The sequence below is a fragment of the Kocuria sp. genome (assembly GCF_030536815.1).
Lineage (GTDB): Bacteria > Actinomycetota > Actinomycetes > Actinomycetales > Micrococcaceae > Kocuria > Kocuria gwangalliensis.
The window spans coordinates 18,132-29,542 of record NZ_JAUNPE010000015.1; the positions used below are offsets into that span (position 1 = coordinate 18,132).

Below are 11,411 nucleotides of genomic sequence, written 5' to 3' on the forward strand. Positions count from 1 at the left end.
ACCCCCGCTCGACCGGCCCCGCCCGACTGACCGTGTCTCGGCTGATCGGCAGATGTACCCACCGCATGACAAGGGCTCCGAACAATGTTGTTCGGAGCCCTTGTCATGGTCGGGTCGTTGCCTGTCGGCCTGCTATTTCCGCCCGATGAACCACCGTTGCAACAGGGCCAACCGCGCGGTGATCTGGTCCGCACTGGCCTGGGCGACCGCCGGGCCGCCACATTTCTCCCGCAGTTGATTGTGGATGATGCCGTGCGGGGTACCCGTGCGCGCGGACCACGCGGACACGTTCTTGGACAGTTGCGAGCGCAGTTCCTTCAGCCGCCGGTGATCGGGCACCGCGGGTGCGGCCGGTTCCGACGGTGAATCGCCGGAGCGGCGCTGGGCATGCCGGGTTTGTCGTTCCCGCAACAGGGTGGACACTTGTTCGGCGTCCAACAGCCCGGGAATCCCCAGGAAGTCCGCTTCCTCCTCGGAACCCACGGCCACGCCGCCACCGAACGCGCCGCCGTCGAAGAGCACACCGTGGAAGGAAGCATCGGAGTCAAGGGCCTCGAAGTTACCCTGGGCCAGCGAACCCGATGCGTTCTCTTCGCGATTGGCTTCCTCGAGCAGGTCGTCATCCCAGCCGCTCTCCATGGGTTGATCGAAATCCACCACGCCGGGCATGGTCTTGGGTTTGTCGAGCGCGTGATCGCGCTCCTCCTCCATGGAGTTGGCGAGGCCCATGAGTGCGGGCACCGAGGGTAGGAACACCGACGCCGTCTCACCGCGCTTTCGCGCGCGCACAAAACGACCGACCGCCTGCGCGAAGAACAACGGCGTGGACGTGGACGTTGCATACACGCCCACCGCGAGGCGAGGAACGTCCACGCCCTCGGACACCATGCGCACCGCCACCATCCAGCGCTGATCGGATTCGGAGAACTCGTCGATCTTGTTCGACGCCGCCTTGTCGTCGGAGAGCACCACCGTGGGGCGGCGTCCGGTGATCGCAGTGAGTTGTTCGGCGTACGCCTTGGCATCCTGGTGATCGGTGGCGATGACCAACCCACCGGCGTCGGGCACCGTGCGGCGGACCTGGGTCAGCCGCTGATCAGCGGCCTGCAGAACGGACGGAATCCAGTGGCCGTTGGGATCCAGCGCGGTGCGCCACGCCTGGGAGGTGATGTCCTTGGTGAAGCCCTCCCCCAATTGGGCAGCCATTTCCTCACCGGCGGAGGTCCGCCACCGCATCTGGCCGGAATACGCCATGAAGATCACCGGGCGCACCACGTGGTCCTTGAGTGCGTCACCGTAACCATAGGTGTAATCGGCGGTGGAGCGGCGGATTCCCTCCCGGTCCTCCTGATACGTCACGAATGGAATCGGTGACGTATCCGAACGGAACGGGGTACCGGTGAGTGCCAAGCGACGGGCCGCGGGTTCGAACGCCTCACGCAGGCCGTCTCCCCAGGACAGGGCGTCACCGGCGTGGTGGATTTCGTCCATGATCACCAGGGAGCGTCCGGCTTCGGTCCGCGCCCGGTGCAACAACGGCTTGTTGGCCACCTGGGCGTAGGTCACCGCAGCGCCCATGTAGGACGAGCCGTGGCTACCGTCCGCGTTCTTGAAATTGGGGTCCAGGGCGAGTCCCACGCGCGCGGCGGCATCGGCCCACTGGCGCTTGAGATGCTCGGTGGGGGTCACAACGGTGATGCGCTGGATCTTGCCGGAATCGTGGAGCTTCTTGGCCACGGTCAACGCGAAGGTCGTTTTACCGGCACCCGGTGTCGCCACCGCCATGAAATCCCGGGGCTGGGATTCCTCGTAGCGCCGGAGGGCCTCCGCCTGCCATGCACGCAGCTTGGGTGCCGTGCCCCACGCCGCGCGATCCGGGTATGCCGGTGGCAGGTCCGCCACCGCTCCGAACAGGTCTAACTGATCGCTTTCAGACACGTAGTGCTCGTCCTCTCCGCGCACGTGCCGCATGAACCGCCTCGCGTACGACGGCGTGTGGGCCCGCACAGCACAAGGCGCCCGCGAGCACGGGCGCCGCCGGTCACGCGGCCCAGGGGCCCACGTGACGAATTTTGTGATGGATGCTTAGTTGTTGTCCGAATCGTCCTTGCCCGGGCGGAGTCCCTGATAGATCTCCTTGCATGCGGGGCAGACGGGGAACTTCTGCGGATCGCGGCCGGGCAGCCACACCTTGCCGCACAGGGCGATCACCGGTTCACCGGACAGCGCAGATTCCATGATCTTTTCTTTGCGCACGTAGTGGGAGAATCGTTCGTGATCGCCGGGTTCCTGCAGCTGACGCGTGTCCTCACGCTCAATGGTGGAGGTGGATCCCACGGTGTCCGCCTTGCGGCCGAACAGACCATTGGTCACCGTGTGACGGTGCTCAACGGTGCTACCAGTGCTCATCGATGCTGCGGTGTTCTCCATGGCCCACAGTCTACCCCCGGGCCCGGACACGACTCAGCGCCCAGGCTCTGGAAGAACTCTGGACGCTGAGCCGCGAAGCGCTTAGCGGTACTGTGCAACCTCCTGCAGCAGCTCAGGGGCGCGGCGGTCCAGCCATTTCCCGCCGAGCACAATACCCACCCAGAAGACACCCAGGCCTTCCACGATGCCCACTGCCAGGGCCAGCCAGCCCCACAGTGCCTGCCCGGTGACCACCTGCGTGACGAGCAGGATCACCGGCGGCAACGCCATGAGCGCCACGGCACCCAGGATCACGAACTGGATGATCACGTTCAGCAGCGTGTACCCCTGCGGGGTCTTGAGGGGAGACGCTCCCGGGGGCGGCACGGGATAGGTGTAGCGGGCGGACATCACGGACACCACACCGGTACCGGCCAACAACAGTGCCGCGCAGATCCCGATCATGCCGGGCAGATAGCTCCACCCACCGGTACGGACCATGCTCAGCGCGAGCATGGCAATCACGAATGGCACCCCGATGCACAGCATGGCCAGTGCCCGGCCCAGGCGGTCGTGGCTTCCCTTGACCGGTGCCAGGATGTGCAGCGTGAACGCGGTGTTGTCGTAGCCCACGTCAGCGGAGATCGCGTACGCCATCAGCAGCGCAACAAAGCAGGGAAGAACCCAAATGGGGCCGGTGCCGTCTTCGCTGATGAACCAGAAAGCGGCCGCCATGGCCGGGATGATCAGCAGCGTGGCCGAATACCGGGGGTCCTTGAGCCAGTACGTGAGGCAGCGCGCCATCACGGCTCCCCAGCCCGTCGCGGGCAACCGGCCGAACAGGCCCACCCCGGACATGGACCTGGAACCGGAGCGAGCGGCGTCGCCGGTGGCATCGGCCAGGGCCCCGCGTAAAGCGGCACGCCACACCACCACCAACACGGCCAGAGTGGCCACGGTGATCGCCAGACGTCCGAGCGCCGCACCCCACTGGCCCCGAGCGACGTCGGCGGGAATGGCCCACGTGGCGCCCAAGGGTGACCACGCGAGATAACCGGCCCAGGTCGGCAGCTGCTCCCACACCTGTCCGACACCGCGACCGATCAATGCGAACAGCGGGCCGAGCAGGACCACCAGACCCAACAAGACGATCGAGATGATTTCCCCGGCGCGGCGCCGTTTGTTGAAATTCGCGGACAGAGCCGTGACCGCCCGAGAACCGACGAACGCGAGGAGCAATCCCAGCAGGGCGCACGGGATGGCGAGCACCAGGGCACTGCCCCAAGCACGCCATGACGAAATCCACGCCGCCGTGATCAGCAGGGTCGCGATACCCGGAATGCCGATGACGGCGCCCAGGATCTGGCCGATCTGAATGCCGGGGATCCGTAGGGGAAACAAGGCCAATCGGGACGGGTCCAAACTGGAATCCGCCTTGGAACTGACGACCGGCACGAGCCACCAGCCCGCGAGCAGCAGGGTGCCGAAGAACACGGCCACGGTGCGGACGGTCTCGAGGGACTCGTTGCCCACCAGGAACAGCGCAACACCGAACGAGCCCACCAGGAACAGAACGTACAACCCGCCCAGAATGGTTCCTACAAGGATCCACGTGCTGCGCGTGAGGGTGTTGATCAACAGCCGCCACTTCAGCGCTGCCATGCGCAGGCCCTCGGTCAGCGGCCCCACGGCACGCGCGTGGGTGGAGGGACCCGCGGGCCCGGTGGGTCGCAGCGTTTCGGGGGCCACGTCCACCGTGCCCTGCGCAGAGGTGTCAGTGCCGGGCGCGCCGGAGGTTACGCTCCGCTCGGTTGAATTCATTCGGGTCGAAGCCACGACAAACCCTCCCCCGCGTCCGTGCGGCCGCCCACGAGAGTCACGAAACGATCCTCGAGGGACATCTCACCGCGCACCTGCTCGACCGTGCCCTGCGCCAGGACCCGACCGTTGTCCATGACCGCCACGTGGTCGCACATGCGCTGGACCAGGTCCATCACGTGGCTTGAGACCACCACCGTGCCGCCCGCCTGCGTGTACTGATGCAGGATGGCCCGGATATTGGCGGCGGACACCGGGTCCACCGACTCGAACGGCTCGTCGAGCACCAGCAGCGCCGGTGCGTGGATCATGGCCGCGGCCAGGGCGATCTTCTTGGTCATACCCGCGGAGTAGTCCTGGACCTGTTTGCCAGCGGCATCCTGGAGGTCCATTGCGTGAATGAGGTCCTCGGTGCGCTCCTTGACCAGCTCCCGGTCCATGCCGCGCAGCAGACCCGAATACGTCACCAGCTGCCGGCCGGTCAGCCGGTCGAACAAGTGGGTTCCGTCCGGCAGCACACCCATGCGTCGTTTGGCGGTCACCGAATCGGCCCACACGTCCACGGGCCGGCCCTGGCTACCGCCGCCCACCCAGACCGTGCCCGCGGTGGGTCGCAAGAGGCCTGTGGCCATGGACAACGTGGTGGTCTTACCCGCGCCGTTGCGCCCCACCAGTCCGTAGAACGACCCGCGGGGTACCGCGAGGTTGACACGATCCGCGGCCGGGCGAGCCCCCGGTCCGGGGTGGCCGTAGACCTTGGTCAGGTCCTGGATCAGCAGTGCTGGGTTCGGAGCGTGTGGTTGCGGAGGCCGCTCCGCGGGCCTGGAACTGTCTGCCTGGATGCTCATGACCCCAGCCTATGAACAGGGCCGTGTGACACACATCCCCCGCCGGTGTGATTTCCGAAGCGGCCAGGTCATCCCCTGGCGTGAGCGAGGCTCACACCTGAGTCACGGATGACGGCCCACGACCGGAGCCCGCGCCGCGGTCTAGAACAACGCCCGCATCAATTGGCCGCGAGCCGTGGTGACACGAGGATCCTCGGAACCCACCACGTCGAAAAGTTCCACCAGGCGCTCGCGCACGGTGTCCTTCTCCTCACCGGTGGTGGTCCGAACAAGCTGCAGCAAGCGCCGGAACGCGTCCTCCACGTGGCCGCCGGAAACATCCAGATCGGCCACGTCCAGCGCGGCCCGGATGTCCTGGGGATCATCCGCAGCAGTTTGACGCACAGCATTCGCGTCCATTTCACTCACGCGCTGCAGCAGGTGCACCTGGGCGAGCGCGAGCTTGGCATCCTTGTCGCCCGGGTTCTCTGCGAGCGCCTTGTTGTAACTGGCCTCCGCGCCGTGCAAATCACCCGCTTCGAGCTTGTCGAGCGCGTCCTGGTGCAGCGGGGGCAGTTGTTTGGGGGCCGCCTGCGCGGTGGGTTCGGCCGTGCCGGTCACACCGTTCTGAGCTGCCAGCGTGAGGAGTTCGTCCAGGAGCTGACGCATCTGGTCCGCGGGCACGGTCGAATTCACGAGCGGCACGGCCTGACCGCCCACCATGGCCACGACGGTGGGAACGCTCTGGGCCTGGAACACCTGGGCGATCTGCTGTTCTTTGGACGCGTCCACGGTGCCCAGCAGGAGCTTGCCCCGGTAGCTGTCCACCAGTTCCGCGAGGGTCTCCACAAAGGTCTCGGACTCGGGGCTCTGCGGTGCATGCAGGGCAACCACCACCGGAACGGTGGTCGACTGTTCCGCGTACTTCTGGAAGTCCTGGACGGTGATGCTCACGCGATAGCTTGCACCGTGGTTCGTGCCCGCCGACGGCGCCGCCGCCCCGGAGGTATCCGCTTCCGGGGAGTGCATGGCTCCGAGATCCACTGCTCCGCGCACCGACGCCGGCACCGCTTGCTCATGTGAACCGGGGTTCGTCCGGTGCTGGTCGTTCTGCTGGGGAAATTCACTCATGCTCGGTCTCCTTTGTCGCCGCATCCTCATGCCTCCGGGCGCCACATCGCGCTCGTGGTCAGCGCCGGATGCAATGCATTGTGCTCTCTGACCATTATCGCCATGCGCGCCACGCCCACTTCAACGCGGCCGTGCGTTGTACGCTTCCGGCGTGACCACATCGCCCCAGCCGCCGGAGAAGTCTGCACCGAGATTCCGCCCGTCGCGCCATCGCTTCGATGTGCCCCCGGAGCCCGGAGCCAGTCCCGGTGCCGCCTCCCCACCCCGTCGTGCGCCGTGGGACAAAGGGATGTTCGCCGGTGGTCATCCGGTGCAGACTGGATTCTTCCTGACCGTCGGTGTCGGCATTGCCCTGCTCGGTTTTTACGTGCTGACCAACGTGGGAAGTTTGGCCGGCTGGGTGGTCACCGCCGCGTTCATTGCCCTGGGGTTGGACCCCATTGTGCGGTGGCTCGAAGCGCGCGGGTTGCCGAGGCCCCTGGCGGTGGCCGTGGTGATCCTGGCCCTGGCCCTGGCGGTCACGGCCTTCATCGTGCTGGTTGTTCCGCGGATCATGAGTCAGGCCCAACAGTTCATGGGCACCATTCCCGAACTCGTCAACGATTTCATGGGCTCCTCGTTCTTCCTGGCCATGGACGACCGATTCGACATTGCGGCCACCTTCGAACGAACCGTGGGGTCATGGCAAACCCAATTGGCCACCAATCAGGATGTGCTGGGTGGAATGTTCGGTTCCGTGGTGAGCGTGGGTGGGGTGGTGATCAATGCGGTCACGGGCACCATCATTGTCATGGCACTCACGTTGTACTTCTTGTTCTCCCTTCCCATGGCCAAGGCCTGGGGATACCGCCTGGCTCCGGCCAGTCGACGCGCCGGGGTTCAGAAGCTCGGCGACCAAATGGTCAACGGGGTGGGTAACTACGTGGTCGGCCAGGCCTGCGTCGCACTCATTAACGCCTCCGTGGCGTTCGTCCTGATGAACATCACCGGTGTCCCGTACGCGACCCTGCTCGTCCTGTTCGTGGCGGTGCTCGCGTTCATTCCTCTGGTCGGCGGTGTCCTGGCGGGCATCCTCATGACGTTGTTCGCCATGCTCGGTGGCTGGGACTCGGTCGTGCCCTTCGCCGTGTGCTATTTCGCCTACCTCCAGGTCGAGGCGTACTTCGTGTCACCCCGCATCATGAAACGCGCGGTGGCCGTGCCCGGAGCGGTGGCCGTGATCGCCGTGGCAGCGGGCGGTGCGCTGTGGGGAATCCTCGGCGCAGTGATTGCCATTCCCACGGCCGCCGCCGGTCTCCTCCTGGTGCGGGAGGTCTTTGTGCCCCGTCAGGATGCTCGCTGACCGCCGCCGACGACGCTCGGTCCGGTCCGCGAGGTGCCGCAGCCATGCGCTGCCGGCCGGGTGCGCGCCGTCGTCGACGGGGCGATAGGCTTGCCCGGTGCGATTGGTAATAGCTGACTGTTCCGTGCGTTACGAAGGCCGCCTCAATGCCTTCCTGCCCCTGGCCCGACGCCTGCTCATGCTCAAGGCGGACGGGTCCGTGCTGGTGCATTCCGACGGCGGGTCGTACAAACCCCTGAACTGGATGAGCCCTCCGGCCAAACTCCACGTGGCTGAGCCGAGTGCCGAGCAGGTCGGCGAAGGCGTACGGGAGGCCTGGGTGGTCCAGGCCGCCAAGACCGATGATCGACTGTTGATCGATATTTACGAGATCCACGACGACATCGGCCACGACCTGGGTGTTGACCCGGGTCTAGTCAAAGACGGTGTGGAAGCGGACCTGCAGCGTTTGCTGGCCGAACAAATCACGCTGCTCGGGAACGACTTCTCCCTGGTGCGCCGGGAGTACCCCACGGCCATCGGCCCGGTGGACATCCTGGCCCGTGACGGATCCGGTGCCAGTGTGGCGGTGGAACTGAAGCGCCGCGGCGACATCGACGGTGTGGAGCAGCTGACCCGCTATCTCGAACTCCTCAACCGCGATCCCCTATTGCGGCCCGTTCGAGGTGTCTTCGCGGCCCAGCAGATCAAGCCGCAAGCCCGAACCCTGGCCCACGACCGCGGCATTGAATGCGTGACCCTGGATTATGAGGAAATGCGGGGCAATGTGGACACCCAGTCACGGCTGTTCTAGAAGCGCCGGAGCCGCTCTGAGACGAACGTCACGTGAACGCACGGCGACTTTCTCATCAGTAGGCTGATAGCTGTTGACCTTGGACTTGCAATGTGTGAAGCTAGTACCGTTCTTCGCTTCATGTTTTACATGCTCGCAGGAATGGTAGCGAGCGTGAAGTTCTGACTGGCGCTGTGGCGCAACATTTAGTGAGCCGCATCCACAGCCTTCTCGCGGTACCTGTTCAGGTGTACGAAAACAAGTACACGCATTTATTTACTCCAGAAGGAGCGCCCCATTATGGCTCAGGGCACCGTTAAGTGGTTCAACGCAGAAAAAGGCTTCGGCTTCATCACCCCGGACGACGCTGAGGGTGACGTTTTCGTTCACTACAGTGAAATCCAGACCGGTGGATTCCGCACTCTCGAAGAGAACCAGCGCGTCGAGTTCGAAATCGGTCAGGGCCAGAAGGGCCCCCAGGCAACCGGCGTGACTGTCATCTGATAGTTTCACCCCACACAAAACCCCGCAGCCAGGTGGCTGCGGGGTTTTGTTCATCTCCGCAACGAATACGGAGGTGGGCAGGTCCCCGGCGTCAGTGCGAACCCGGGTGGATGCGGCCCAGCACGGCTTAGAACAAACCGCCCACAATGCGTCGTTCAACGCTGGCGCCGGCAGCGGAGAGTCGCTCCACGAAATGCTCATAGCCGCGGTCGATGTGCGCCACCCCGGATACTTCCGTCACACCGGTGGCCGCCATACCCACGATGGCCAGGGCGGCACCCGCGCGAATGTCCTTGGCCTCGACCGGCGCCCCCGACAACTGGTGCGCGGGAAGACCGTCCACGCGTGCGTGATGACCGTCCAGTCGGACGCGGGCACCCAGTCGCTCCAGTTCCGCGGTGAAACCCCAGCGAGCCTCGAACACGTTCTCCGTGACCATGCCCGACCCCTGCGCCACGGCGTTCAATGCCACCACGAACGGTTGCAGATCCGTGGGGAAACCGGGGTAGGGCAACGTCGAGACATTGATCGCGTGAGGTCGCTCCGGGCCTTCAACGATGAACCGGCCACGGGAGGTGTCAATGGTGCAGCCGGCGGCGCGGAGCTTTTCAAGGACCATGGTCAGGTGCGCGGGTTCCGCCCCCTGAATCTCCACCCGGCCGCCCGTGACGGCGGCGGCAAAGGCCCACGTGCCGGCCACAATCCGATCGGGAACGGTTCGATGGGTCACGGGGTGCAGCTTTCGAGCCCCCTCCACGGTGATCGTGCTGGTCCCCAGGCCATCGATGTGGGCGCCCATGGCCTGTATCATCCGGCCGATATCCACGATTTCGGGTTCCCGTGCGGCGTTCTCCAGCACCGTGGTCCCGTTGGCCAGTGCGGCGGCCATCATGAGGTTCTCGGTGGCACCCACGGACGGGTAGTCCAGGTGATAGGTGGTGCCACGCAAGTTCCCCGCCACGGAGGCCCTCAAGAACCCCTTCTCAATACTCAGCTCCGCACCCATTGCTTCGAGACCCGCACGATGCATGTCCAGTCCCCGGGAGCCAATCGCATCGCCACCGGGCAGGGCAACCTCCGCGCGGTGACAGCGGGCGACCAGCGGACCCAGCACGGAGATGGATGCGCGCATCGCCCGCACCAGATCGTAGTCAGCCTGGTGTCCCAGCACCTCGGGCACATCGATATCCACGGTCTGCTGCGCAGGGTCGTAGCGCACCGTGCACCCCAGCCGGCGCAACAGCTCCGCCATGATGGTGACGTCCTGAATCTCAGGGACGTTGGTGATGGTCGACTCCCCCGCCGCCAACAACGCTGCCGCCATCAACTTGAGCACACTGTTCTTGGCCCCCGACACGGGAAGCACCCCGGACACCTTGGTGGGTCCGTGAACTTCGATCTTTTCTTCCATGGGTCCTCCAGATCACGTGGCTTCGCCGCACCCGCAGACTGCACGGGCCCCCGTACCAGACGGTACGGGGGCCACGATGCGCGATTCTAGCTGCGAATTACTTACTCGGACTGTCCGTCGAAATCGACCTCGTCGGCAACGACCGTCACGCGGTTACTGTCGACCGAGATGAATCCCGAGTCAATATGACCGCTCAGACGGCCGCCGTCCACACGCTCGACGGCGAACTCGCCCGGCTTGAGCAGCCCGGCAACCGACTCGTGTCCGGGGAGGATGCCGATGTCACCCTCGGTGGTGCGAACACGAACCATTTTGGCGGTACCTGCCCAGATCTTACGGTCCAGGGCAACAACCTCAACAATGAGCTCAGCCATGATTACTTCTCGCCAGTCTGGGACTTGATCTCGTCCCAGCGCTGCATGACATCGTCCAGGCCACCCACGTTGTAGAACGCCTGTTCCGGAACGTGGTCCAGCTCGCCGTCGCAGATCTTGGCGAAGGCCTCAACGGTTTCCGTGAGCGGAACCGTGGAACCCTCGACACCGGTGAACTGCTTTGCCGTGTAGGTGTTCTGCGACAGGAACTGCTCGATGCGGCGGGCGCGGGAGACCACGACCTTCTGCTCCTCGGAGAGCTCCTCGACACCCAGAATCGCGATGATGTCCTGCAGTTCCTTGTTCTCCTGCAAGATGCCCTTGACGCGGGTTGCCACGTCGTAGTGCGCCTGACCCACGTACTGCGGGTCCAGGATGCGGGAGGTGGAGGACAGCGGATCAATGGCCGGGTACAGACCACGCGACGCGATGTCACGGGACAGCTCGGTGGTGGCGTCCAAGTGCGCGAAGGTCGTGGCCGGGGCCGGGTCGGTGTAGTCGTCCGCGGGCACGTAAATGGCCTGCATCGACGTAATCGAGTGACCGCGGGTCGAGGTGATGCGCTCCTGGAGCACACCCATCTCGTCCGACAGGGTCGGCTGATAGCCCACGGCAGAGGGAATACGACCCAGCAGGGTCGAGACCTCGGAACCGGCCTGCGTGAAGCGGAAGATGTTGTCGATGAACAACAACACGTCCTGGTTCTGAACATCGCGGAAGTACTCCGCCATGGTCAGGCCCGACAGGGCCACGCGCAAACGCGTTCCGGGCGGCTCATCCATCTGGCCGAACACCAAGGCGGTGTCCTTGAGCACGCCGGCTT

At 65.1% G+C, this 11,411-nt stretch carries 11 protein-coding genes; 3 read left to right on the forward strand and 8 right to left on the reverse strand.

What is annotated here, in order from left to right; all coding sequences use genetic code 11:
- Positions 1–132: 132 nt before the first annotated feature.
- The 5 genes from Q4E95_RS03115 to Q4E95_RS03135 all read right to left on the reverse strand — a co-directional run bounded on the left by Q4E95_RS03115 (position 133) and on the right by Q4E95_RS03135 (position 6,185).
- The gene (locus tag Q4E95_RS03115) at positions 133–1,971 is read right to left on the reverse strand and encodes a DEAD/DEAH box helicase (protein WP_303381911.1); all 1,839 of its coding nucleotides are present in this window, start codon (positions 1,969–1,971) and stop codon (positions 133–135) included.
- A 114-nt stretch (positions 1,972–2,085) separates the two neighbouring features.
- Positions 2,086–2,430, reverse strand: coding sequence for a DUF3039 domain-containing protein (locus Q4E95_RS03120; protein ID WP_303381912.1), 345 nt, complete (start codon positions 2,428–2,430; stop codon positions 2,086–2,088).
- Positions 2,431–2,511: 81 nt separating this feature from the next.
- Positions 2,512–4,245: a hypothetical protein gene (locus Q4E95_RS03125; protein WP_303381913.1), complete on the reverse strand. Its 1,734-nt coding sequence runs from the start codon at positions 4,243–4,245 to the stop codon at positions 2,512–2,514.
- Entirely contained in the window at positions 4,227–5,075 is an 849-nt protein-coding gene (locus Q4E95_RS03130) for an ABC transporter ATP-binding protein (protein WP_303381914.1), read from the reverse strand. Before Q4E95_RS03130 ends, Q4E95_RS03125 begins: the two co-directional genes overlap by 19 nt.
- 141 nt (positions 5,076–5,216) lie before the next feature.
- Positions 5,217–6,185 carry a tetratricopeptide repeat protein gene (locus Q4E95_RS03135; protein WP_303381915.1) on the reverse strand — a complete coding sequence of 323 codons (969 nt, stop codon included), beginning with the start codon at positions 6,183–6,185 and terminating at the stop codon, positions 5,217–5,219.
- Positions 6,186–6,336: 151 nt separating this feature from the next.
- Between Q4E95_RS03135 and Q4E95_RS03140 the strand changes: the two genes are divergently transcribed.
- The 3 genes from Q4E95_RS03140 (at position 6,337) to Q4E95_RS03150 (ending at position 8,803) form a co-directional block, all read left to right on the forward strand.
- Positions 6,337–7,527 carry an AI-2E family transporter gene (locus tag Q4E95_RS03140; RefSeq protein ID WP_303381916.1) on the forward strand — a complete coding sequence of 397 codons (1,191 nt, stop codon included), beginning with the start codon at positions 6,337–6,339 and terminating at the stop codon, positions 7,525–7,527.
- 97 nt (positions 7,528–7,624) lie between these two features.
- Positions 7,625–8,320, forward strand: a complete 696-nt coding sequence (gene nucS / locus Q4E95_RS03145; RefSeq protein WP_303381917.1) for an endonuclease NucS — start codon at positions 7,625–7,627, stop codon at positions 8,318–8,320.
- 279 nt (positions 8,321–8,599) lie between these two features.
- Positions 8,600–8,803, forward strand: a complete 204-nt coding sequence (locus Q4E95_RS03150; protein WP_095797343.1) for a cold-shock protein — start codon at positions 8,600–8,602, stop codon at positions 8,801–8,803.
- A gap of 127 nt (positions 8,804–8,930) precedes the next feature.
- Here the strand turns inward: Q4E95_RS03150 and murA are convergent, their stop codons facing one another.
- From murA to atpD, 3 genes are all read right to left on the reverse strand, one after another.
- A complete protein-coding gene (gene murA / locus Q4E95_RS03155; protein WP_303381918.1) occupies positions 8,931–10,214 on the reverse strand; it encodes a UDP-N-acetylglucosamine 1-carboxyvinyltransferase in 1,284 nt (427 codons plus the stop codon).
- Between the two features lie 101 nt (positions 10,215–10,315).
- Positions 10,316–10,588 carry a F0F1 ATP synthase subunit epsilon gene (locus Q4E95_RS03160; protein WP_303381919.1) on the reverse strand — a complete coding sequence of 91 codons (273 nt, stop codon included), beginning with the start codon at positions 10,586–10,588 and terminating at the stop codon, positions 10,316–10,318.
- Positions 10,589–10,590: 2 nt separating this feature from the next.
- A partial coding sequence (gene atpD / locus Q4E95_RS03165) for a F0F1 ATP synthase subunit beta (RefSeq protein ID WP_303381920.1) occupies positions 10,591–11,411 on the reverse strand: 821 nt, incomplete at its 5' end.